The organism is Chitinibacter sp. FCG-7, assembly GCF_040047665.1.
Classification (GTDB): Bacteria; Pseudomonadota; Gammaproteobacteria; order Burkholderiales; family Chitinibacteraceae; genus Chitinibacter; species Chitinibacter mangrovi.
This window is the reverse complement of sequence record NZ_CP157355.1, coordinates 3,168,602-3,191,083: the sequence shown is the minus strand read 5'-3', so window position 1 is coordinate 3,191,083 and position 22,482 is coordinate 3,168,602. Positions and strand designations below refer to the sequence as shown.

The 22,482-nt window shown below is 52.7% G+C and carries 21 protein-coding genes; 12 read left to right on the top strand and 9 right to left on the bottom strand.

Annotated elements, in window-relative coordinates; translation table 11 throughout:
• Positions 1-15: 15 nt before the first annotated feature.
• Complete coding sequence (locus tag ABHF33_RS15055; RefSeq protein ID WP_348944712.1) at positions 16-708, top strand: hypothetical protein; 693 nt, start codon at positions 16-18, stop codon at positions 706-708.
• A gap of 251 nt (positions 709-959) precedes the next feature.
• On the opposite strand, the gene ABHF33_RS15050 is transcribed toward ABHF33_RS15055, so the two are convergent.
• Both ABHF33_RS15050 and nagE read right to left on the bottom strand, forming a co-directional pair.
• Positions 960-1,466 (bottom strand): PTS sugar transporter subunit IIA, encoded by a 507-nt coding sequence (locus tag ABHF33_RS15050; RefSeq protein WP_348944711.1) that lies wholly within the window; start codon positions 1,464-1,466, stop codon positions 960-962.
• A 17-nt stretch (positions 1,467-1,483) separates the two neighbouring features.
• Positions 1,484-2,977 (bottom strand): N-acetylglucosamine-specific PTS transporter subunit IIBC, encoded by a 1,494-nt coding sequence (gene nagE / locus ABHF33_RS15045; RefSeq protein WP_348944710.1) that lies wholly within the window; start codon positions 2,975-2,977, stop codon positions 1,484-1,486.
• 560 nt (positions 2,978-3,537) lie between these two features.
• On the opposite strand from nagE, the gene dapA reads away from it, so the two are divergent.
• Together dapA and bamC are read left to right on the top strand one after the other, a co-directional pair.
• Positions 3,538-4,413, top strand: a complete 876-nt coding sequence (gene dapA / locus ABHF33_RS15040) for a 4-hydroxy-tetrahydrodipicolinate synthase (RefSeq protein WP_348944709.1) — start codon at positions 3,538-3,540, stop codon at positions 4,411-4,413.
• Positions 4,414-4,441: 28 nt separating this feature from the next.
• Positions 4,442-5,581, top strand: coding sequence for an outer membrane protein assembly factor BamC (gene bamC, locus ABHF33_RS15035; protein WP_348944708.1), 1,140 nt, complete (start codon positions 4,442-4,444; stop codon positions 5,579-5,581).
• A 195-nt stretch (positions 5,582-5,776) separates the two neighbouring features.
• Here bamC and typA read toward each other — a convergent pair whose 3' ends face one another.
• The 4 genes from typA to ABHF33_RS15015 all read right to left on the bottom strand — a co-directional run bounded on the left by typA (position 5,777) and on the right by ABHF33_RS15015 (position 9,471).
• Positions 5,777-7,594, bottom strand: coding sequence for a translational GTPase TypA (gene typA / locus ABHF33_RS15030; protein ID WP_157669594.1), 1,818 nt, complete (start codon positions 7,592-7,594; stop codon positions 5,777-5,779).
• 223 nt (positions 7,595-7,817) lie between these two features.
• Positions 7,818-8,429, bottom strand: a complete 612-nt coding sequence (locus tag ABHF33_RS15025) for a CoA pyrophosphatase (protein ID WP_348944707.1) — start codon at positions 8,427-8,429, stop codon at positions 7,818-7,820.
• A 2-nt stretch (positions 8,430-8,431) separates the two neighbouring features.
• On the bottom strand, positions 8,432-9,073 hold the full coding sequence (locus tag ABHF33_RS15020) for a trimeric intracellular cation channel family protein (RefSeq protein WP_348944706.1): 642 nt from the start codon (positions 9,071-9,073) through the stop codon (positions 8,432-8,434).
• 26 nt (positions 9,074-9,099) lie between these two features.
• Entirely contained in the window at positions 9,100-9,471 is a 372-nt protein-coding gene (locus tag ABHF33_RS15015) for an Hpt domain-containing protein (RefSeq protein WP_348944705.1), read from the bottom strand.
• 218 nt (positions 9,472-9,689) lie between these two features.
• On the opposite strand from ABHF33_RS15015, the gene metG reads away from it, so the two are divergent.
• Both metG and ABHF33_RS15005 read left to right on the top strand, forming a co-directional pair.
• Positions 9,690-11,753 carry a methionine--tRNA ligase gene (metG, locus tag ABHF33_RS15010; RefSeq protein ID WP_348944704.1) on the top strand — a complete coding sequence of 688 codons (2,064 nt, stop codon included), beginning with the start codon at positions 9,690-9,692 and terminating at the stop codon, positions 11,751-11,753.
• A gap of 109 nt (positions 11,754-11,862) precedes the next feature.
• Positions 11,863-12,144 carry an acylphosphatase gene (locus ABHF33_RS15005; RefSeq protein WP_348944703.1) on the top strand — a complete coding sequence of 94 codons (282 nt, stop codon included), beginning with the start codon at positions 11,863-11,865 and terminating at the stop codon, positions 12,142-12,144.
• Between the two features lie 49 nt (positions 12,145-12,193).
• Here the strand turns inward: ABHF33_RS15005 and ABHF33_RS15000 are convergent, their stop codons facing one another.
• Positions 12,194-12,667, bottom strand: a complete 474-nt coding sequence (locus ABHF33_RS15000; protein ID WP_348944702.1) for a WbuC family cupin fold metalloprotein — start codon at positions 12,665-12,667, stop codon at positions 12,194-12,196.
• Positions 12,668-12,926: 259 nt separating this feature from the next.
• Here ABHF33_RS15000 and ABHF33_RS14995 point away from each other — a divergent pair, with 259 nt between their 5' ends.
• The 7 genes from ABHF33_RS14995 to mscL all read left to right on the top strand — a co-directional run bounded on the left by ABHF33_RS14995 (position 12,927) and on the right by mscL (position 19,107).
• Positions 12,927-14,033 carry a hypothetical protein gene (locus tag ABHF33_RS14995; RefSeq protein ID WP_348944701.1) on the top strand — a complete coding sequence of 369 codons (1,107 nt, stop codon included), beginning with the start codon at positions 12,927-12,929 and terminating at the stop codon, positions 14,031-14,033.
• 153 nt (positions 14,034-14,186) lie between these two features.
• A complete protein-coding gene (locus ABHF33_RS14990) occupies positions 14,187-14,498 on the top strand; it encodes a (2Fe-2S) ferredoxin domain-containing protein (RefSeq protein WP_348944700.1) in 312 nt (103 codons plus the stop codon).
• Between the two features lie 100 nt (positions 14,499-14,598).
• A complete protein-coding gene (locus ABHF33_RS14985) occupies positions 14,599-15,246 on the top strand; it encodes an alpha/beta hydrolase (protein WP_348944699.1) in 648 nt (215 codons plus the stop codon).
• A gap of 2 nt (positions 15,247-15,248) precedes the next feature.
• The gene (locus ABHF33_RS14980; RefSeq protein WP_348944698.1) at positions 15,249-15,908 is read left to right on the top strand and encodes an energy-coupling factor ABC transporter permease; all 660 of its coding nucleotides are present in this window, start codon (positions 15,249-15,251) and stop codon (positions 15,906-15,908) included.
• 37 nt (positions 15,909-15,945) lie between these two features.
• Positions 15,946-17,487, top strand: a complete 1,542-nt coding sequence (locus ABHF33_RS14975) for a sensor histidine kinase (RefSeq protein ID WP_348944697.1) — start codon at positions 15,946-15,948, stop codon at positions 17,485-17,487.
• Positions 17,488-17,588: 101 nt separating this feature from the next.
• Complete coding sequence (gene rlmM / locus ABHF33_RS14970) at positions 17,589-18,644, top strand: 23S rRNA (cytidine(2498)-2'-O)-methyltransferase RlmM (RefSeq protein WP_348944696.1); 1,056 nt, start codon at positions 17,589-17,591, stop codon at positions 18,642-18,644.
• A 37-nt stretch (positions 18,645-18,681) separates the two neighbouring features.
• The gene (gene mscL, locus ABHF33_RS14965; protein ID WP_348944695.1) at positions 18,682-19,107 is read left to right on the top strand and encodes a large conductance mechanosensitive channel protein MscL; all 426 of its coding nucleotides are present in this window, start codon (positions 18,682-18,684) and stop codon (positions 19,105-19,107) included.
• Positions 19,108-19,216: 109 nt separating this feature from the next.
• On the opposite strand, the gene ABHF33_RS14960 is transcribed toward mscL, so the two are convergent.
• Both ABHF33_RS14960 and ABHF33_RS14955 read right to left on the bottom strand, forming a co-directional pair.
• The gene (locus ABHF33_RS14960; protein ID WP_348944694.1) at positions 19,217-20,395 is read right to left on the bottom strand and encodes an acetyl-CoA C-acetyltransferase; all 1,179 of its coding nucleotides are present in this window, start codon (positions 20,393-20,395) and stop codon (positions 19,217-19,219) included.
• 193 nt (positions 20,396-20,588) lie between these two features.
• Positions 20,589-22,307, bottom strand: coding sequence for a PHA/PHB synthase family protein (locus tag ABHF33_RS14955; RefSeq protein ID WP_348944693.1), 1,719 nt, complete (start codon positions 22,305-22,307; stop codon positions 20,589-20,591).
• Between the last annotated feature and the right edge of the window lie 175 nt (positions 22,308-22,482).

Below are 22,482 nucleotides of genomic sequence, written 5' to 3'. Positions count from 1 at the left end.
CAAAGGGGTATATTGATGCACACTCATCTAGTAGCCCCTTCCCAGCTTATACCCCTAATCTCAGCGCGGCTTGGCTTTCATCCGCCTGTGCACAGCTACAGCCTGCATCCTCTGAGCAGCCAGCTACAGGGCATCGCCAGCGGTGCGCAGGTTTTGCTAGTGCAGGCGCCTGATGATCAATACGTGCATCGCCTGCAAGCCAGCCATCCCAATCTGCTTGATTTGCTGCTCGTCCCTTCCCCGATCGCCCCGAGCCACGGCTTTATCACGCTGGCCAGCGGCAACAATGCACAACTGACCGAGGCGGCCAGCCTGATCGACCATCTGGCACCCATCCACAATGGCTGGCTCCATATTGGGCCGCTGGGCTCATGCGGATACATCAACCAGCTTTGGCATACACTGCTCACTCCGCAAGGCGCGCCGCCATTTCTGGACTGGAGACTGCTATCAGAGGCAAACACGCAAGCCAAGGCACTGGATCACACCCTCACACAGGCCGATCTGATTGCCCAGCTGGCCTCACTAATGGCTCAGCAACAACTACAGATCCAGACCATGGCCAGCATTTCTCGCCGTTTTCTGGCCGACTATCCTGACGAAGCATTTATCCCCCACCACCCGCAAACCAGCAACTTCTTTGGTGCCTTTTCAGCAAGCAATCAGGCTCCGGCTGAGCAGCTGGCGCGCTTGCTGGCTCAGTATTAAACACATCCACAACACCATAAAAAAACGCCACCCGAAGGTGGCGTTTCAGGCTACTGACAAAGTGGGATATCAGCACTGCCAAGTCACGGCAAAGCCGTGCCTGAGAAATCGAGGCTCGAAACTGTAGCCTGTCTGTTTTATTCCCACCCCTTCCGTCCCCTCCTTGAGGGGAACCTCGCGACGCGAGTGGCGTTTATCGTCAAATAAAAACGCCACCCGAAGGTGGCGTTTTTACTAGCACGAAAGGCGCTTTATTTCTTTTTGATGGTATACAGCGGCGTCTGACCGGCAATCACCGAACCTGAAGCCAGATTCAGCAAAGGCGCAAAGTCATCAGCATTGCTCAGCACCACCGGGCTAATCACCGATTTGGCATTGGCACCCAAAAATTCAAGATCCAATTCCAGCACAGGCTGACCAGCTTTGACAAAGCTGCCCTGCTCGGCCAGACGCGTAAAGCCCTGACCACCCAGTTTCACCGTTTCAATACCGATATGCACAATCAGCTCGACGCCTGCATCATTCACCAAGGCAAAAGCATGGTTGGTGTTGAAAATCTTCACCAATTGCCCATCGCATGGCGCAAGCACCGTTTTGCCGGTTGGCAAGATGGCGACGCCATCACCCACTGCTTTGCTGGCAAATGCAGCGTCTGGCACATTTTCCAGCGCGACAATTTCACCGGTGATTGGCGAGAGCAGTACCAATTCATCCGCAGCAGAGGCGACTGAAACAGAGGCCTTAGGCGCCGCACTCACTTGCGGCGCAGCCTCAACTACTTTTTTGCAGCAACCCCAACGTTGGCGCGCAACTGATCAGCGATCAGCTCGGCTTTAGGTCCAACGATGATTTGTACGCTTTGTTTATTGAGCTTGATGACACCGCTCGCACCAAGGCGTTTTGCAGCTGCTTCGTCAACCAGATCAGCATCATTCACTGACAAGCGCAGACGGGTAATACACGCATCGATATTGGTAATGTTTGCAGCACCACCCACTACGTTCACGTAAGCAGCGCCCAATTGCGCCACATCACCAGCCGCAGCAGATACCGCAGGCGCGGCTGCAGCAGCGTCACCCGCCACTTCATCTTCACGACCCGGTGTTTTCAGGTTCAAAGCTGTAATTGCTGCACGGAATACAAAGTAGTAAATCGCAAAGAACACCAGACCTTGAACGATCAGCATGTACCACTTAACTGCCAGCGGATTTTGCGATGACAAGAACATGTCGATAAAGCCGCCCGAGAAGGCAAAGCCTGAAATCCACTGCATTTGGGCTGCCAGGAATACCGACACACCAGTCAGGAATGCATGCAACACATACAACAGTGGTGCAACAAACATAAAGGAGAACTCAAGCGGTTCAGTTACACCAGTGACAAAAGAAGTCACTGCAGCCGCGCCCATGATAGAGGCAACCGCTGCTTTGTTAGCTGGTTTTGCAGTGTGATAGATAGCCAGCGCAGCACCAGGCAAGCCGAACATCATAACAGGGAAGAAGCCTGCTTGGTACATACCGGTTACACCGGCAACAGCCTTGCCTTCCGCCAGTGATTTAGCACCACCCAAGAAGTTAGGGATGTCGTTAATGCCAGCAACGTCGAACCAGAATACCGAGTTCAGCGCGTGATGCAGGCCAACCGGAATCAGCAAACGATTGAAGAAGGCATAGATACCAGCACCCACCGAGCCCAGATCTTTAATGGCCATACCAAAGTTAACCAGTGCATTGTAAATCACTGGCCAAACCGCCATCAGAATGAAGGAAACAACGATCATCACGACCGAGGTCACAATAGGCACACAACGACGGCCACTGAAGAACGCCAAGGCTTTGTGCAATTCAACCTGGCTGAACTTGTTGTAGACCTCGCCCGCAATCACACCGGCCAAGATACCTACAAAGGCATTTTCAATTTTGCCAAATGCTTTTGGCACGTCTTCAGGCTTGATGCCTTCGATTTGCGCAACAGCACCAGGAGAGAGCAATGTCGTGACAACCAGGTAACCAACCAAACCTGCCAAAGCTGCCGCACCGTCTTTATCTTTGGACATACCATAGGCAACACCCACGGCAAACAGGATAGGCATCTTGTCGATAATTGCCGCACCTGCCTTAACCAGGAACGCAGCCAATTGGCTATTAGACCCCCAGCCCGCAGGATCGAGCCAGTAGCCAACGCCCAGCATAATTGCCGCAGCAGGCAAGACGGCGACTGGCACCATCAGCGAGCGGCCGATTTTTTGTAGATAACCCAGAATATTCATCTTGTTCACCTTTAAATGACGCTAAGATTTTTATAAATCAGCTAAGGTCTGTTGACGTTTGGTTTGCCGTCGCAAACCAAACGTCAACAGACCCCAGACTGACATTTTATTACAACTCCAACCCCTGAATCCCCAAGCCATAGCCTAGGAACTCTAACTGGTATGGCGATTATTAACTGTCAACACAATATTAGGCAATGTTTAACTACCGACATGTGCGGGACAGAAAACAGATCACCTTGAACACAACAAGCAGATTCATCAGCTCTGTTAGCGCTATGGTTTGCAAGAGGCAAACCTGAACCCAACAAACCTCATGAATATGGACTTATGGCAAGGATGGCATACCCAGCTCTGACATGATCTTGAGATCGCTCAATAATTACAATGCAGCGTCCAGCTTCTTAATAATTTGCAACATTTCTTTACATTCAAGCCAAGGCCGCAGCACAAATCGGCCACTACCTAGCATGAAAAGACAAAAAGTGTTCTTTTATGCTGTTTCAAGCCGCTATGGCTTCGGTTAGAATGGTTTCTTTTTGTGATTGGTTCTCCTACTCATGCTCACAGGTAGCCTTGTCGCGCTCGTCACCCCTATGGATGTGAACGGCGAAATTGATTTTCCCACTTTACGCAAACTGGTTGATTGGCATATTGAGCAAGGCACCAATGGCATTGTCGCTGTTGGCACAACGGGCGAATCGCCCACGGTAGATGTGGAAGAACATATTGCGATCGTTCGCACCGTCGTCGAGCAAGCAGCAGGGCGTGTACCCGTGATTGCAGGTACGGGGGCCAATTCAACGCGTGAAGCGATTCACCTGTCCAATCAGGCGCTGGCAGTCGGCGCCAATTACGGTCTGAGCGTTGTACCCTATTACAACAAACCTACGCAGAATGGCCTTTACCAGCATTTCAAAACAATCGCTGAAAACACCGCTCTGCCTACGCTGCTCTACAATGTGCCTGGCCGTACAGCGTGTGATCTGAGCAATGACACCGCCTTGCAACTGGCGCAACTGCCCAATATTGTTGGCATCAAAGACGCCACCGGTAATCTGGAGCGCGCAGCCGAGCTCATTAAAAAGGCTCCGGCCGACTTTGCTATTTACAGCGGTGACGACGCCTCAACCCTGCCCTTCATCCTGATTGGCGGTCACGGCACCATTTCGGTCACCGCCAATATTGCACCCAAGGCCATGAGTCAGATGTGCGCCGCTGCAGCAGCAGGCCAAATCGATGCCGCCAAACAGATTAACGATCAATTGCAAGGCCTGCACCGCCACCTGTTTATCGAAGCCAACCCAATCCCGGTGAAATGGGCACTGGAAACCATGGGAAAAATCCCGGCCGGAATCCGCCTCCCCCTAACCCGCCTGAGCGATCAGGCACAAAGTATTTTGCAAGCGGCCATGAAAGACGCCGGTATTCATTAATCAGTTCAGCTTTTTTGGAATCAACCGAATGCACGCAACCAAATTGAAGCAGTTAACCCTTGCAGCTGCAGTAATTACTCTGTGTTCCGCATGCTCAACCGATGGCTCACTGGGCTTGACCAGCAAGGTGGATTACCGCAGCGGTAGCGACAACATCAATACCAATACACTTGAAGTGCCGCCGGACCTAACCGCAATCAGTGGCACATCTGCTTACAATTCGCCCAATACGGCCAAAGCAGCAGAAGAAATGCAATCATTGCGCAAGCAAGCGGGCAATACCGTTCTACCTCAGTACACCAATGCTCGGATTGTAACGCAGGATGGTATCCGCTTTATTGAAGCGGATGTTACACCAGATCAGGCTTGGGATAATGTGAAAGATTTCTGGCTATCAAATGGTTTTATTCTGACCACCGAAAATCCGACCATCGGCATCATGGAAACCGACTGGCTGCAAAATCGGGCAGATTTACCCACCGATGCAATCACCAAATTATTCCGCAAGATTGCAGATCAATTTGTATCAACCGACACACTGGACAAATACCGGGCTAGGATTGAACGCAGCAGCAAACCCAATGCGGTCAATATCTATATCACTCACCGTGGCATGACTGAAGTTTACAAAGAAGGTCAAGCAACTACCCAGCAATGGAATGGCACAGTCTGGACACCAAGCGCACCAAAACCTGAACTGGAAGCAGAAATCATGGGTTTGATGCTGCAATCCTTTGGCGTCAGCAAAGAAGCTAGCCAACAAGCCATTAAGCCTGTCGAAAACCTGCCTGCGCGCGCCAATCTGCTGGCCAGCCAGCAAATCGAGATTCTGGATGGCTACGATCGCGCATGGCGTCGCGTTGGTCTGGCATTTGACCGGATTGGTTACAATATTCAGGATCGCAACCGCAGCACCGGGGTTTACACCGTACAACGTGCCGCCAGCGATATTGATAAAGAAAGCGAAACCAGCTATTTCAGCGCACTGGCCTTCTGGAAAAAATCGGATGCCAGCGATGCGGCTAGCAAATCGCTGGGCCAGACTTTTGAAGTCAAGCTGACCGAGCAAGGCGGCAAAACGCTGCTGGCGCTATCGAGCAAGGAAGGCGCAATCAATCCGGATGTGCAAAAGAAAATCCTGAATGATTTGTTGCTGCAGCTGAAATAAACTCGAAATAAACCCTGCACTAATACATGCCAAGGGGGTATTGCTTCACACTCATTGTGCAGCATACCCCCTTTGTTTATACCCCCTAAAAAAGAATGGCAAAAATAGCAGGCAATAAAAAAGCCAATCACCGCAGTGATTGGCTTTTTTTCATCGCTGATACTTCGCCAGCAATGCGCTGGCGAATGGTACATCTTAGTTCGATGAAGCTTTGTAATTACGTTTACGCTCGTTCTCAGTCAGGAAACGCTTGCGGATACGCACTGATTTTGGCGTGATTTCTACCAGCTCATCATCAGCAATAAATTCAACCGCCGATTCCAGCGTCAATTTTACTGGTGGCGTCAAACGAACCGCTTCATCCGTACCTGAGGCACGAACGTTAGTCAGCTGCTTACCTTTAATCGGGTTAACAACCAGGTCGTTATCACGGCTATGAATACCGATCACCATACCTTCGTACAGTTTGTCGCCTGGGCTCACAAACATACGACCACGATCGTCCAGTTTCCACAGTGCGTAAGCAACAGCTTCGCCGTTATCCTGAGAAATCAGTACGCCGTTGTGACGGCCTGGCATGTCGGCTTTTGCTGGCGCGTAATCGTCAAATACGTGGCTCATCAAGCCAGTACCGCGAGTCAGCGTCATAAAGTCGCCTTGGAAACCGATCAGGCCACGCGCTGGAACATGGTATTCCAGACGAGTACGGCCTTGGCCATCTGACACCATATTGGTCAATTCGCCACGGCGACGACCGATTTCTTCCATCACGCCACCTTGGTGTTCGTCTTCCAAGTCGATGGTCAGGTTTTCATACGGCTCGCATTTCACGCCGTTGATGTCTTTGTAAACAACGCGTGGTTTAGCCACGGCCATCTCAAAACCTTCACGACGCATGTTTTCCAGCAGAATCGTCAGGTGCAATTCGCCACGACCTGAAACGCGGAACACGTCGGTGTCGTCGGTGTCTTCAACACGCAAAGCCACGTTCACCAGCAATTCTTTATTCAGACGGTCACGGATCTGGCGGCTAGTCACAAACTTGCCTTCAGTACCTGCGAGTGGTGAGGTATTCACCATAAAGTCCATCGTCAGCGTTGGCTCGTCCACACCCAGTACTGGCAAGCCAACTGGCGCGTCTTTATCACAGATCGTTACGCCGATACCGATTTCGTCCAGACCGGAAATAATAATGATGTCGCCTGCTTCAGCCTGCTCAACCGGAATGCGCTCCAGACCTTTAAAGCCCAGCACCTGATTGATACGACCGCTAGAGACTTGCTCGTCGTGATTCATTACCACCACTTGCTGACCTGGCTTGATACGGCCGTTAATCACTTTACCGACGCCTAGACGGCCGGTAAAGGTCGAGTAGTCCAGCGCAGAGATTTGCAATTGCAGCGGCGCATCAGCATCGCCCGGTGGGCTTGGCACAGCCGACACCAGCAAGTCGAGCAATGGACGCATATTGTCCGATTCTTCTTCCAGATTCAGCTTGGCAAAACCGTTCAGGCCAGAAGCGTAAATCATCTGGAAATCGAGCTGGTCGTCAGTGGCGCCCAGTTTGTCGAACAAATCGAATACTTGATCGTGAACCCAGTCAGGACGCGCGCCCGGACGGTCGATCTTATTAATCACCACAATCGGTTTCAGACCCAAAGCCAGTGCTTTTTTCGTCACGAAACGCGTTTGCGGCATCGGGCCTTCAACCGCGTCAACCAGCAGCAATACGCCGTCAACCATACCCAACACGCGCTCAACTTCACCACCGAAGTCCGCGTGACCCGGAGTGTCAACGATGTTGATGTGCGTGCCGTTGTATTCGATGGCCGTGTTTTTGGCCAGAATGGTAATGCCGCGTTCTTTTTCAAGATCGTTGCTGTCCATAACGCGCTCAGCGACTTGCTGATTGGCGCGGAAAGTACCGGCTTGTTGGAGAAGTTGGTCAACTAGAGTGGTTTTACCATGATCGACGTGGGCGATAATGGCGACGTTACGAAGTGCACGGGTCATGTTTGGACTGTGGGCTATTTGCGAAAGTCGCGGATTGTATCACGCCTAAGTGACAATTCAGAGTTTCAGTCAAGCAAGGCCATGAATAAATCGCAGAAACATTGACAATCAAATGACTAACGGTCATTAGCGAGCGGCAAAACACCTCGCATAGCGCCAATGGCATTGAGTTGGAATATGGTCAATCGGGCAGCAGGTGCCATTGCGCCAACCCGATTAGAAATCAGGTTTTATCAACGGGTATACCTTCCAAGCCCAGCACCAAAGACAGCTGCAGCAACATACCCGCAGTAGCGCCCCAGATGGTACGGCCCGCATAATCCAGAAAATGTGTCTTACCACGCACGCCGTGCCGCTCGACCCAGCGGCGCTCGTAACGCGAGGGATCAAGCACCACCGAGAGCGGCAACTCGAACACATCGGCCACTTCGTTGGCATCAGGATCAAGCGGATAGCCCGGCCGGATAGTGGCCAGCACTGGGGTAACGCAGTAACCGCTGATGGTGTGGTATTCGCCCAGACGCTGCAAAGGCTTGATCCAGTCTGGCGGAATACCTACTTCTTCCTGCGTTTCACGCAAAGCAGCGGCGATAACATCAGCGTCGTCAGCCTCAATCGCGCCACCAGGAAAGCTGACCTGCCCAGCGTGCGTGCTGAGATGATCAGCTCTTTGGGTAAACAATACATTGACCTGATCGGCGTGCATCACCAAGCCAATCAGCACCGACGCCTGCCGCCTGGCACTAGCAGCAAAGTCAGCCGCCGCAGGATAATCGCGCCCCGTCAGGCGCTGCTGCAGCCACGGAATCAGCTCGGCAGGGTTATCGGGCAGCATGGTCATTCCCTATCTGTCGCAACTTGATCATTCTCGACCTTGGGCAAGCTCAGGTCGCGCCAGTGCGCAACCAGCCGCAGGGTCAATCCAATCCCAAACAATACCCACACCCACAAAGCAGAATTGAGCCCCAGCTGGCGGGCAAAATAAAACAGCATCGCCACCACAATCGCCACCGTGCCATAAAAGTCTTCATGCAAAATAAACGGCACGTCGTTCACCATCATATCGCGCACCAGACCGCCGCCCACCGCCGTGACAAAGGCTAGTACGCACACGCCAAACAGGTTTAGATCCATCAGCATCGCCATTTGCGCACCGGCAATGCTGAAAGCCACCAGCCCAATCGAGTCAGCCACAATGAATAATTTGCGCAACATGCCCTGATTGCGCTGGTGCAGCTTGATCAGCCAGGCCAGCGCCAGCGTGGTAAAAATGGTCAGAAATGGGCCATTATCGATAAACACACGCGGAATCTGCATCACCAGCACATCGCGGATCATGCCGCCGCCTATCGCGGTGAGCAGCGCCAGAATAACGACGCCGAGCACGTCAAAACGCTTTTTGGCGCCGATCAGGTAGCCCGAGATCGTAAATGAGGCCGTACCAATCAGATAAAGCCAGGTAAATTCGGGCAAGGTCATCAGGGGACTCCAGCTCGGCGACTTGCTCAGCCAGGCATCTGCGCCAGATGCTGCTCCAGCGCCAGACACAGCGCGTCGAGCTCGGCAAAAGCTTGTGCGGCCTCGTTTTGCACCTGCGCTCTGGCTGCTTGCTCGATCGTTCGGCTAAAAGCCGAAATTTGCGCCGCACCCAGCTGGCCGGACGCGCCTTTGAGTTTGTGCGCAAAAGCGAGCATAGCTGCCCAGTCGTCAGCCGGAATCGCTAGGCGCAGCCCCGCCAAACACTCATGCATCGTGGGAAAAAACAGGGCGAGCAATTCATCGCGCATATCCATGCCCACAGCACGCTGCAATTCATCAAACATGACGTCAATTTCAAGCAGCTCGCGCTTAAGCGCCACCGTCAAATCTTCACCCATTCTGCCCACTCCGCCAATCCGGTTCTATTGCCACCGCGCCCACTCGGGCCAGCGCAACGCTGAAACCATGATAGCGACATTTTCATCCTGCCTCCAGCTAGAGACTGCAATTTGGCTACGCACCACAGTGGGCACAACATGGGCACACAGCGCAAAACGGACAAATACCGAGTCTGAGGTATAATCGCGCCATTGTTTGCTTACCTTCTGGCGTACTCATGGCTCAATTTACTCCTCGCAAAATCCTTGTTACTTCTGCCCTGCCCTATGCCAACGGCGCGATTCATATCGGCCATCTGGTTGAATATATCCAAACCGATATCTGGGTGCGCTTCCAGAAATTGCGCGGGCATACTTGCCATTACGTCTGCGCCGACGACACACATGGCACGCCGATTATGCTGCGCGCCGAAAAAGAAGGCATTACGCCAGAAGCCTTGATTGAACGCGTTCACGGCGAGCATTCACGCGACTTCGCCGGTTTTCATGTCGGCTTTGACAATTACTACAGCACTAATAGCGAAGAAAATCGCGAATTGGCGTGCAATATCTACCGCCAATTGCGCAGCAACGGCAAAATCGCCAGCCGCACGATCAACCAGCTCTACGATCCGGTTAAAGCTATGTTTCTGCCTGATCGTTTCGTCAAAGGCGAATGCCCGAAATGTGCGGCAAAAGATCAGTACGGCGACAACTGTGAAGTCTGTGGCGCAACGTACAGCCCGACCGAGCTGAAAAACCCGTACTCGGCCGTTTCGGGCGCAACGCCGGAAATGCGTGAATCCGAGCATTACTTCTTCAAGCTCGGCGAATGCGAAGACTTCTTGAAAGGCTGGACCAATACGCCAGGCAAACTGCAGGCGGAAGCCGCTAATAAAATGCAGGAATGGTTCGAGTCAGGCTTGTCCGATTGGGATATTTCGCGCGACGCGCCCTACTTTGGTTTTGAAATCCCCGATGCGCCGGGCAAGTATTTCTACGTCTGGCTCGACGCGCCCGTAGGCTATATGGCCAGCCATAAAAACCTGTGCGATAAGCTCGGTCTGGATTTTGACGAATACTGGAAAAAAGGTTCGAGCACCGAGCTGTACCACTTTATCGGCAAGGACATCCTGTATTTCCACGCGCTGTTCTGGCCAGCGATGCTTGAATACGCGGGCTATCGCACGCCAACGGCGATCAACACGCACGGCTTTTTGACCGTAGACGGCGCAAAAATGAGCAAGTCGCGCGGTACGTTTATTACTGCCGAGTCCTACCTGAACCACCTCAATCCGGAATGGTTGCGTTATTACTTTGCGGCTAAATTGTCGAATACCTTTGAAGACATCGACTTAAACCTCGAAGACTTCACCGCACGCGTTAATTCCGATCTGATCGGCAAATACATCAATATCGCCAGCCGTGCAGCCGGTTTTGTGAGCAAACGCTTTGAAGGTAAATTGGCGGCGGACCTCTCTGGAAACGTCTCGGGCGTTGAATTACTGAGCAAAATGCAAGCGGCAGCGGAAGGCATCGCTGCGCACTATGAAGCGCGTGAATACAGCCGTGCGATTCGAGAAATCATGGCCTTGACCGACGAAGTGAACCAATTTGTCGATCAGAACAAGCCGTGGGAAATGGCCAAACAGGAAGGCCGCGAGCTTGAGCTGCAGCGCGTCTGCTCGATTCTGATCAATGCCTTCCGCCTGCTGACCATCTATCTCAAACCGGTGCTACCAAAGCTGGCAGCGGATGTGGAAAGCTTCCTGAACATTGCGCCGTTGCAATGGACTGATGCGCAAAGCCTGCTGCTCAATCACACCATCAACGCCTACAGTCATTTGATGGTGCGGATTGATCCGAAAAATATCGAAGCAATGGTTGAAGAAAACAAGCAAACGCTCGCGCCGGTTGAAGCCGTCGCAGCGACGACGGTCAAAGCGGCTGCACCCGCGTTCGAGATCGCGCCCATCGCTGAAACCTGCAGCATTGACGACTTTATGAAAGTCGATCTGCGCATCGCGCGTATTGCTAACGCCCAGCACGTCGAAGGCGCGGAAAAATTGTTGCAGTTGACGCTCGACATCGGCAATGAAACGCGCAATGTGTTCGCGGGGATCAAGTCGGCGTACAAGCCGGAAGACCTGATCGGCAAACACACGGTAATGGTGGCCAATTTAGCACCGCGCAAAATGAAATTCGGCATGTCCGAGGGTATGGTGCTGGCGGCGGGTGGCGACGGCGGCCTGTATATCTTGGAGCCGCACGACGGCGCAAAACCGGGGATGCGCGTGAAATAAGCGCGGATTGAAGCGGACTGAATTGCTCAGCAAAAAACGGCAGGCTTATCCCTGCCGTTTTTTATTGTCTACACTACAGCCACTTCCACCATCGACAAGGAGGCCTAGCATGGCGGCCCTGGCAAATCATTTTTTTATCTCGGGCGTGGTGCAAGGCGTGGGCTTTCGCTGGGCGACCTGTCAGCTTGCGGAAGAACTCCATCTGGCGGGCTTCGTGCGCAACCGCCTCGATGGCCGCGTTGAAATCTGGGCCGAAGGCGATTCAGCCGATTTGGCCGAGCTGGCGCACTGGCTGGAAAACGGCCCCGATGGCGCGCATGTTGATGCGGTAAGCAAGCAAAAAGTCGAGTTCAAGGGTTATAACGGCTTTCATGAGATGATGACGATCTAGGGTATAGCCTTGAAAGCTATATCCAACAAAGTCTGCAGCCATATACCCTTCACTGAAAAAGTGACACCATCCACGCCAGATAATCCGCAGCTTTCGCATTGCCCGCTGCCGGAGCCCAGCTGGCCAATTCTTCGGGCGCCACCGGAATATATGGCCCGGCCTTGCTTTCAAAAAACACGCAGGGGCTTAAGGCGACAACCGCATGATAAGTACGCGCTTCGATATTAATACCGATCACTTCACCAGCAGCCTGCAATCGGTGCGTGGCAACAACCTGGCCCATATCGTCAAACAATAAAACCCCCAGCTCGCCACTGAGCATCACCATGCTTTCGGCTTTTTGGTCATCCAGATGCCGATGCGGCTGCACATAGGTACCCGGCTGCAAGGCATTGGCCAGACGATGGCACGCCGATTGATCGTTTGCATGAAAATTGCGATTTTTGCGCAAACGCGGGTTGTCGGCCGCTTCAAGCAGTAGATCGTTCAGCAGTTGATGATCGATCAGGCTGTAATCGGGCATAGCGTTTCCTGATTTGCATAAGTAGTAAACCAACAGTTTTCCAGCATCGTTACCTCGCCTTGTCGTACTACCTGTACTGCCTGCGGCTTCGGTGCCTTGCTGGACGGGGTGGCCTCAGGCCAAAACTTTTGCACAGTGACTTATTCGGTGAGCGGGCGCTCATTAAAGCACGAAGCGCACCAAACATCAGCAGCAGCGACAATCGCGCCCGCTCGCGGGTATAATCACGGCCTTGATTATTGCCCCGAAAAGCATTGCCATGACGCTGCCAGATCCCCGCCTTTATCCCCGTGTTAACCCGCAAAACCCGGTGATTCGCCAACTGATGTCGCTAATGACCGAGCGCGACGCTGCACAGGTCGCCATCAAACGTCAGGGTTTGCGTCAGCTGATCAAGGAACTGCTTGGCGCGCGTGACCATTACGGTTTGAACGGCGCGATTACACAAGTACCCTCGCAAGAAGCGTGGTTCGAGTTGTGGCAAACCATCCGCGATGAAGTCGAGCAATCGACCTCCGCCCAATACGCGATTCCGTTCGCGATTCCGCTGGTGATTGTGGCTGGTTTTAAAGGCGAAACGACGTTGCCAAGCGAAATCGACGGCGCTGCGGCGCTGGCGATTCTGCGTGAACATGGCGTCGTCGCTGCGGACGCCGACGTATTTCTCTCTGGCGCACTGCTCGCGCCCGATTTGCTCGCCGCGATCAACCCGGCACAAATCGCCGAATGGCGCGAAACGATTAGCGAATCAGCGCGTTTTCCGATTGATTCAGCCGGTGCACCGATTGCGATCAAGGACGAAGTGGTGGCCTTGCGCTATCTGGTTGGCGTTGCGATTCAAAACAAAGCCGCCGCACCAGCCATCAAACTCGGCGGCGCAGTCGGCGCCTGGGGCATGCCGCTGGCGCAACTGATCAGCGACACGCTCAAAACCAATGGCGTGACGCTATTTCCGATCCCACGCCCGCCAATGAGCTGGCTGGCCGCGCAAGATGCAGGCCGCGTGACACAACTCGAAACACGTTTGCAAGTAATGACCAGCAATGCGCTGCGCAGCATCCGTACCAAAGGCCGCACGCCGGTGGTGACGGTGGCAGCGCATGAAAACGCCGAAATCCGCATTACCTTTAGCACGATCGAAGACCCGGAACGCTGGGAAGGCTACGTCTGGCCGCTAGCGGCAAATGATCAGGTCGCGTATATCGAGCAATACGTCACCGAACTGATGCACGAATGCCGCGTTGATTCGGTCAAAATGATTGCCAATGTGCAGCCGGTGCTCGATACCGACGGTTTGCCGCTGTTTATCACTGCGCATAATCTGGGCGCGGCGATTGAGGACGGGCTACAGCACACAACTCATTAACGAGCTCAGTTCTCGGCAAAGCCGAGCCCTAGCCAACTGCAATCGTTAATTTGCAGCCCTGATGTTTTATACCCACACCCTCCGCCCTCTCCTTGAGAGGGAACCTCGCTGCGCGAGAGGGTCTGCTAACACCTTTACCTTGCCGAGGCGACGATGAGCTTTTATCAACATCATGTATTTTTCTGCTTAAATCAGCGCGAGCCCGGCGAGCGCCAGAGCTGCAATAGCTGCGGTGCCGATACGCTGTGGGCGTACGCCAAAGAGCGCGTCAAAGCGCTGGGATTGAACGGTACGGGCAAAGTGCGGATCAATAAAGCGGGCTGTCTGGAACGCTGCGAAGAAGGCCCGGTGATCGTGATTTACCCGGAAGAAACCTGGTACACCTACATCGACAAAGATGACATCGACGAAATTATCAACGAGCATCTCGTGCATGGTCGCGTCGTTGAGCGCCTGAAAATCTGAGGCGTGAGGCGTGAGGCGTGAGGCGTGAGGCGTGAGGCGTGAGGCGTGAGGCGAAACCAGCATACTCTGGTGATGTATTTAACTACATAACAATTTGAAAATGACTTCTACGAATATACCCCGCAAAGCAGCTACTTTTGATTTAATCGAAATCGACGGCCCGGCTGGCAAGCTCGAATGCCTGCGGCTGGATTCGGCGTGGTCGGAAACTGTTGGCATTGCGCTGATTGCGCACCCGAACCCGACAGAGGGTGGCACGTTCAATAACAAGATCGTGCATACGCTGGCGAAAACTTTGTCGCGGCTTGGTTATGTGTGCTTCTGCCCGAATCTGCGCGGTGTCGGCAAATCGGAAGGCGAACACAGCCGGGGCGAGCTTGAGCCCGACGATATGGCCGCCGTACTCGCCTACGCACGCAGCCAGTTTCCGGCCATCAACCGGCTGACGCTGGCCGGGTTTTCTTTTGGCACGCTGGTGCAAAGCCGCCTGCGCGAGCGGCTGGGCGAGCATGAAGTCGAAGGCATGATTCTGGTTGGCCCAGCCGTCAGCCGCTACGATTTCCCAACCGTTCCCAAAGGCACGCTGGTGATCCATGGCGAAGAAGATGAAGTAATCAGCCTGCAGGCAGTGCTCGACTGGGCGCGGCCGCAGCAATTGCCAGTGCTCGTCGTTCCCGGCGTTGGGCATTTTTTCCACGGCAGACTCACGCAACTGGCCGAGCTAGTCGATAAAGCCTGGCGTTTCTAAACATGAACCCTGCCCTTTACAATTCGACATGGTTGCTACTGGGCTGGGCTGTAATGGGCTTTGCCCTGTGGCATGCGCTACGCGCAGAAAACTGGTCGCGCATTGCGCCGACCCATGTGACGAGCTGGCTGGCCGCCTGTGTGATCATCCTGCTGAGCTGGCAATTGCGGGCGCAAATCCAGTCCGGCATTGCGTTTCATGTACTGGGCAGCACGGCGCTATGCTTGATCGCCGGCCAGCATCGCGCGCTACTGGGCATGGCGGCGGTGGTGCTGATTTCAGCGCTGTTTGGCCATCTGGACTGGACGCAGATCGGCCTGGTATGGCTACTTAAAGCCGCCGTCCCCATCTGGATATGCAGCCTGCTGCTGGCCTGGGCGCAGAAAAAACTGGTTCATAATTATTTCGTTTATATTTTTCTGAATAGTTTTGGCGCTGCCGCGCTCGGCATGTGGGTGTTCGGTCTGCTGCATTGCCTGGTTCTGGCCAGCTCGGGCAGCTATGAATGGGGCTTTTTGCAGGAAGAAATCCTGCCGTATTATTTCCTGATGGGCTGGCCCGAAGCCTTTGCCACCGGGCTCAATCTCACCTTGCTGGTGGTATGGCAACCGCAGTGGGTGTCCAGTTTTGATGACCGAAAATACCTGCAAAAACACGATTAACTGCTAGATTGAAAGCCTAACTCGCCCAAGTTCAGCCATGCGCCGCATCCAAACCCACCTGAATCTGCTATTTGTCCTGATCCTTACCGCAGCTTTGACTGTTTCGGGTGCCATTTCTTTCTACCGAACCCAACAGCGACTGGAAGCCGAACTGGCGGACTACCAGCAACGCATGCAGCTCAGAATGGAAACCGTTGTTCCCGGCGTACTGTGGAATTTTGACGATATCCAGCTGGCACGTATTCTGGATGCCGAAATGAGCTATGTCGGCATTAGCGCGATTGAAATCTACAATGGCGATACCTTTCTTGATGGCCGCAAACGCAATGATGAAGGCCAGATTGTCAAAATCAGCCTGCCCCAGCTGGAAAAAAGCCCGACCCAGTTCAGCCTGAACTACAGCGGGGCGGAAAGCACCAAAACACTGGGTGAAGTCCGCTACTCAACCAGCCGCAAACTCATCAATCAGCAGCTGAAAGAGCAGGTGATCGAGAAGATCATCGAAATCATTATTCTGGATTTGCTGGTGGTACTGGCGCTGTCGGGTTCATTGCAAAGGATTGTGATCCGCCCGCTCTCTTTGCTGCGTGATCGCTTAAACCAGATTGCCGAGCGTGAAAGCAGCTATCAGGACATTGACCTGCCGCGCAACCCCTATCAGGAAATTGACGAAGTTTCACTGGGCTACAACCGTATCGCCCACCGCTTGCAGGACGATGTGTCCAATTTGTCGCGTACCGAAGCCGAAATGCGACAAGCTAAAGACGACGCAGAAACAGCACTCAACCAGCTAAAAGAAGCGCAAACCAATCTGGTGCAATCGGAAAAAATGGCCTCGCTGGGTAGCTTGGTGGCCGGTATTGCGCATGAAATCAACACCCCGGTTGGCGTGATCCTCACCAGTGCGTCCGTTTTGCACGATGAATCGGTTAAATTTCACCAGATGGTTGAAACTGGCCAGATCAAGAAATCCGATGTGGTCAATTACAGCCAGACTGCCGAACAATCTTCCACACTGATTTTAAGCAATGCCTCCCGTGCAGCCGATTTGATCCAGAGCTTCAAGCGCGTGGCGGTCGATCAGACCTCCGAAGTGAAACGTGATTTTGAGCTGCACGCCTATCTGAATGAAATCATGACCAGCTTGCGACCGCTGATCAAGCATGTGGCGGTCAATATCGAAATTGACTGCCATGAAGAAATCAAAATGGACAGTTTTCCCGGCGCTTTTTCGCAGATTCTGACTAATCTGCTTAACAACGCCCTTTTGCACGCCTTTGGCCATCTGGACGATGGTAAAACGCGCGATAGCAATCTGATCACTATCGCGGCTCACCGCGAGCAAGACTGGGTAATTCTGAATTTCAGCGATAACGGCGTAGGCGTTCCGGCGGCGATCGTCGATAAAATTTTCGACCCCTTCTTTACCACCAAGCGCGCCAACGGCGGCAGCGGGCTGGGTCTGAATATTGTATTCAATCTGGTCACCCAAACGCTGGGGGGCACAATCCGGGTGTACTCACAGGAAGGCCTGGGCACCCGCTTTGAGATGCGCATTCCTTGTAAAATCCAGCACTAAAGCCATCACCGATCAGCGTACCAGGTCCTCAAGCCGATAAGGTGCATGGCATCGAATGCGTTTCTTGGGTATCCTTGCGCCTTTTAATGCCGAGCTCAACCATGTCTGACATCAACACCGCCATCCCAAAAGCGCTTCTTGCTTATTGCCGCCCCGGTTTTGAGCCAGACTGCGCCGAAGAAATTGCCGATAACGCCCTGTGTGAAGGCACGTTTGAGCGCGGCGATGGCTGGATTGTCTTCACCCCTAGCGAGAAAAATCCCAAAGCATTAACTAGCCTTGTCAACAAACAGCTGATTTTCCCGCGCCAGACCTTGCTGGTGCACGACCGGATTACGCTGGTCGGCAAAGACCGCCTGACGCCAATTGTGAATTCGCTCAAAACGATAGATTCGGCTTTTAGCGATGTCTGGCTTGAATACCCCGATACCAACGATGGCAAATCGCTGTCCAGCTTTTGCCGTAAATTTGGCGATTATGTCGCCAAAGCCGCCGCTGAAAACAACTGGCTGCAGCCACAGCGGGTCCGTAATCGCCTGCACCTGTTTTTCCCGCAGCAAAATGAAGTCTTTATCGCCTCGCGCCCAGCCCGTGACACGGACTGGGTCAATGGCATTCCGCGCCTGCGCATGCCAGTTGATGCCCCTAGCCGTTCAACGCTCAAATTGCTTGAGGCGATTCTGGTGCTGGTTGAAAACCCGGAAAGCAAATTGCGCGAAGGCATGAGCGCGGTTGATCTGGGTGCTGCACCGGGCGGCTGGACGTATCAGCTGGTGAGTCGTGGACTGAAAGTGTTTGCCATTGATAATGGCCCGATGAAGGGCAGTATGGACGGCCACCATCAGGTGAAACATATTCGCGATGATGGTTTCAAATTCCGCCCTAAAAACCCGGTTGAATGGCTGGTTTGCGATATGGTCGAGCAGCCGATCCGCGTGGCCGAACTGATTGCGAAATGGGTTGCCGCAGGTAATGCGCGCCGCTCGATTTTCAATCTGAAGCTACCGATGAAAAAGCGCTATCTGGAAGTATGCAAATGCTTTGGCCTGATCGAGTCCAAGCTGGAAAAAGCCGGCATGCCATGCAAAATCACCGCCAAGCACCTCTATCACGACCGTGAAGAAATTACCGTTTACTTAACGGTCGCCAAAGACTAAATACTATTTATTTTTTATTGAAAATAGGGAGCTCAATATGTTTAAAGAATTTCGCGAATTTGCCATGCGTGGCAATGTGATCGATCTGGCTGTCGGTGTCGTAATCGGCGCGGCGTTTGGCAAGATTGTTGATTCGCTGGTGAAAGACATCATTATGCCGCCGCTGGGTTTTTTGATTGGCAAGGTCGACTTCACCAATATGTTTGTCACTTTGGTCGAAGGCACAAAAGTCGCTGGCCCTTATGAGACACTCAAAGCTGCGCAGGATGCCGGTGCGGTCACGCTCAATTTTGGCCTGTTCATCAACAGCATGATCAGCTTCACAATTGTTGCTTTCGCTATATTCCTAGTGGTCAAAGCGATGAATAAAATGAAGCGCGAAGAAGCGCCAGCGCCTGTCGTGGTTGAAACGCCGGAAGAAATCGCCTTGCTTCGCGAGATCCGTGACTCATTGAAAAAATAATCACGATGTTTGCGTAAATAAAAAACCGCAGCTTTTCTTATATGAAGTAGCTGCGGTTTTTTTATTTGGCGGCATCTACACTAGATACATGCCCATGTATTGCCCGCTATTAGCGTTCAACACACAGTGCCACGCCCATACCCCCACCGATGCACAAAGTTGCCAAACCTTTTTTCGCATCGCGGCGGACCATTTCATGAATCAGCGTGACCAATACACGGCAGCCTGACGCGCCAATCGGGTGGCCCAAGGCAATCGCGCCGCCGTTCACATTCACTTTGTTCAGATCCCATTTTAGCTCGCGCGCCACGCCCAGGGCTTGAGCGGCAAACGCTTCGTTGGCTTCGATCAAATCCAGATCATCAATGCTCCAGCCCGCTTTAGCCAAAGCCTTTTGCGTCGCCGATACCGGGCCCATACCCATAATGCTTGGATCAAGACCGGTACTCGCCGAGGCCTTGATCGAAGCCAGTACCGTCAGACCCAATTCATTGGCTTTGTCACGGCTCATTAGCAACACAGCGGCTGCACCGTCGTTAATACCCGATGCATTACCCGCTGTTACTGTGCCTTCTTTGTCAAAAGCGGCGCGCAGTTTGCCCAGTGACTCGGCCGTGGTGTTGGGCTTGATGAATTCGTCTTGGTTGAAAACGACAGGGTCGCCTTTCTTTTGCGGAATCACCACCGGAATGATTTCATCAACAAAGCGGCCAGCGGCTTGCGCTGCAGCGGCTTTTTGCTGTGAAGACAATGCCAAAGCATCTTGCTCTTCACGCGTAATACTGTATTTTTTGGCAATGTTTTCTGCCGTCACACCCATGTGATAGTTGTTGTACGCGTCAGTCAGGCCGTCGTACACCATGCTATCAACGAGGCTGGCGTTACCCATACGGAAACCATCGCGGCTGCCGTTCAGGATATGCGGGCTGGCCGACATGTTTTCCTGACCACCGGCAATCACGATCTCAGCATCACCAGCCAGAATCGCTTGCGCGCCCAGGGCCACCGCTTTCAGACCAGAACCGCACACCTGATTGATCGTCAAGCCTGGCACTGCATCTGGCAAACCGGCACGGCGTACGGCCTGACGCGCTGGATTCTGGCCCAGACCGGCAGTCAATACATTGCCCAAAATGACTTCTGACACTTGTTCAGCTTTCACACCGGTTTTTTCGAGCAAGGCACGAATCACGGTTGCGCCCAATTCCGGCGCAGCCACTTTGGCCAGGCCACCAGAGAAATTGCCCAAGGCTGTACGGCCAGCTGCAACAATAACCACTTCAGTCATAAATAATCCTCACGCAACAAAAGCAAACAACATCTAGCTGTAAGCATTTGGTTCTAAAAAAAGCAAGGCGCAGTGCCTTGCTGGATAAAATGCTCAAAAAGTTTTCCAGCAAGGCACCGAGCCGTGGGCAGTACAAATCGTACGGCAAGGCGAGATAGCAAAGCTGGAAAGCTTTTTACTTACCATTTAAAAATCAAACGACTTTGGCTTTAACATAACGACCAGGCGCTGGCTCGATCATTTTGTATTTGGTATTGCCTGCTTTTTTCGGCGCGGCGACTTGGCTGCCTGAATGCGGGGCCAACCAGGCCGACCAATCCTGCCACCAGCTGCCAGGACGAGATTCGGCACTGTTAAACCAGTCCTCAGAATTGAGTGCGACATTGTCATTAACCCAGTAATTGCGCTTATTGGTCGAAACCGGATTGATCGCGCCAGCAATATGGCCTGATGCGCCGAGTACAAAACGGATTGGGCCTTTGAAAATTTTGGTCGTGGCAAAAGCCGACTGCCAAGGCACGATATGGTCTTCACGCGCGGCAAAAATGTAAGTCGGCACATTAATCGTCGTCAGATCAATCGGCGTGCCGCATAGGCTGAATGAATTGGGTTTAAGCAGATTGTTTTCCAGATACATATTCTTCAGGAAGAAGGTATGCATCGGCAAAGCCAGATTAGCTGAATCGCTGTTCCAGTACAGCAAATCAAAAGGTGCCGGGTTTTTGCCTTTCAGGTAATTATTAACGACATAATTCCAGATCAGATCATTTGAGCGTAGTGCCGAGAAGGTACGCGCCAGCTCCTTGCCGCCGATCACGCCTTCTTTCTGTGCTTCGCGCTGACGAACAATATTCCAGTCGATAAAGTGCTTGATTTCGCCCGGGTCGGTGTGATCGAGCATCACGGTCATCAGCGTGACCGACTCAAACCAATCCAGACCACGCGCCTTCATGACCGGCATCGCGGTAGACACCAGCTCGCCACCAATGCAGAACGACAGAACATTGATTTTTTCAGCTTTGCTGATTTCACGCACCACTTCGGCAGCCTTGATCACGCCGCTTTCGATGTAATCGTCCCACTGCAAATTGCCTTGATGTGGCTCGATTGATTTCCATGAAACCAGGAAAGTGGTAAAGCCCTGGCTCACGATATAGCTCATCATCGAATTGGCTGGCTGCAAATCCATAATGTAGTATTTGTTCACACACGGCGGAACTACTAGCAGTGGGCGGCTATACACCTCGGGGGTACTTGGGGTGTACTGGATCAGCTGGAATAAATCATTCTCGAAAATCACCTCGCCCGGCGTCACGGCCAGATTTTTGCCCACTTCAAACTGACTTTCATCAGTCATGGTGATCGAGCCTTTTTGCATGTCGGCGAGCAATTGCTTCATCCCTTCCTGCAGACTTTCACCCTTGGTTTCCAGCGCGAGTTTCATCACCTCGGGATTGGTGAAAGCAAAATTGCTCGGGCTCATTGCGTCGATATACTGGCGGGTAAAGAACGACATTTTTTCGCGCGTCGCATCGTCATACTGTGGTGAATTGATTTGATCGAGCAGCCATTTGGACGTCAGCAGGTAATTCTGGCGGATATAGTCAAAAATCGGCGTATCCCATTCCGGCGCATTAAAACGGCGATCGCTTTTTTCAGCTTCAACCACTTTGACACCCGGCTTGGCCCCAATCAGCCCCAGCCACAAATCCATTTGCTGCTGATAAAAAGCGGTTTGCGCACCGAGCAAGCTAGGCTGCGATTGTTGCAATTTGTGCAGCATTTCATGCATTACGGTCAGATGCTGGCTAGGTTCAGCCACAGGAAATGCTTTGGCCCATTGCTCTGTCCATTGACGGTTAGTCTGGGTTAATTGCTCGAAAAAAGCTTGCATGGCGGGATGGTTCAGCACGTTAGGCTCCGTAAGACTAGGGTTTTCCCTAGCATTGTGACAACACAATTGTTGCAGTGCAATAAAAAAATATCCTAACACGCACTGCAAGCCAATCACATTCTAATGTCATTTATTAGCTAAAAACCACTACTTGTTGATTAACAATGACTTTTTCACACTCTTTGCGTAAAAT

Excerpts from the sequence above, each read along its gene's own strand:
- ABHF33_RS15055 (WP_348944712.1), top strand. The coding sequence starts at position 16 with ATGCACACTCATCTAGTAGCCCCTTCCCAGCTTATACCCCTAATCTCA.
- nagE (WP_348944710.1), bottom strand. The coding sequence starts at position 2,977 with ATGAATATTCTGGGTTATCTACAAAAAATCGGCCGCTCGCTGATGGTG.
- dapA (WP_348944709.1), top strand. The coding sequence starts at position 3,538 with ATGCTCACAGGTAGCCTTGTCGCGCTCGTCACCCCTATGGATGTGAAC.
- bamC (WP_348944708.1), top strand. The coding sequence starts at position 4,442 with ATGCACGCAACCAAATTGAAGCAGTTAACCCTTGCAGCTGCAGTAATT.
- typA (WP_157669594.1), bottom strand. The coding sequence starts at position 7,594 with ATGACCCGTGCACTTCGTAACGTCGCCATTATCGCCCACGTCGATCAT.
- ABHF33_RS15025 (WP_348944707.1), bottom strand. The coding sequence starts at position 8,429 with ATGCTGCCCGATAACCCTGCCGAGCTGATTCCGTGGCTGCAGCAGCGC.
- ABHF33_RS15020 (WP_348944706.1), bottom strand. The coding sequence starts at position 9,073 with ATGACCTTGCCCGAATTTACCTGGCTTTATCTGATTGGTACGGCCTCA.
- ABHF33_RS15015 (WP_348944705.1), bottom strand. The coding sequence starts at position 9,471 with ATGGGTGAAGATTTGACGGTGGCGCTTAAGCGCGAGCTGCTTGAAATT.
- metG (WP_348944704.1), top strand. The coding sequence starts at position 9,690 with ATGGCTCAATTTACTCCTCGCAAAATCCTTGTTACTTCTGCCCTGCCC.
- ABHF33_RS15005 (WP_348944703.1), top strand. The coding sequence starts at position 11,863 with ATGGCGGCCCTGGCAAATCATTTTTTTATCTCGGGCGTGGTGCAAGGC.
- ABHF33_RS15000 (WP_348944702.1), bottom strand. The coding sequence starts at position 12,667 with ATGCCCGATTACAGCCTGATCGATCATCAACTGCTGAACGATCTACTG.
- ABHF33_RS14995 (WP_348944701.1), top strand. The coding sequence starts at position 12,927 with ATGACGCTGCCAGATCCCCGCCTTTATCCCCGTGTTAACCCGCAAAAC.
- ABHF33_RS14990 (WP_348944700.1), top strand. The coding sequence starts at position 14,187 with ATGAGCTTTTATCAACATCATGTATTTTTCTGCTTAAATCAGCGCGAG.
- ABHF33_RS14985 (WP_348944699.1), top strand. The coding sequence starts at position 14,599 with ATGACTTCTACGAATATACCCCGCAAAGCAGCTACTTTTGATTTAATC.
- ABHF33_RS14980 (WP_348944698.1), top strand. The coding sequence starts at position 15,249 with ATGAACCCTGCCCTTTACAATTCGACATGGTTGCTACTGGGCTGGGCT.
- ABHF33_RS14975 (WP_348944697.1), top strand. The coding sequence starts at position 15,946 with ATGCGCCGCATCCAAACCCACCTGAATCTGCTATTTGTCCTGATCCTT.
- rlmM (WP_348944696.1), top strand. The coding sequence starts at position 17,589 with ATGTCTGACATCAACACCGCCATCCCAAAAGCGCTTCTTGCTTATTGC.
- mscL (WP_348944695.1), top strand. The coding sequence starts at position 18,682 with ATGTTTAAAGAATTTCGCGAATTTGCCATGCGTGGCAATGTGATCGAT.
- ABHF33_RS14960 (WP_348944694.1), bottom strand. The coding sequence starts at position 20,395 with ATGACTGAAGTGGTTATTGTTGCAGCTGGCCGTACAGCCTTGGGCAAT.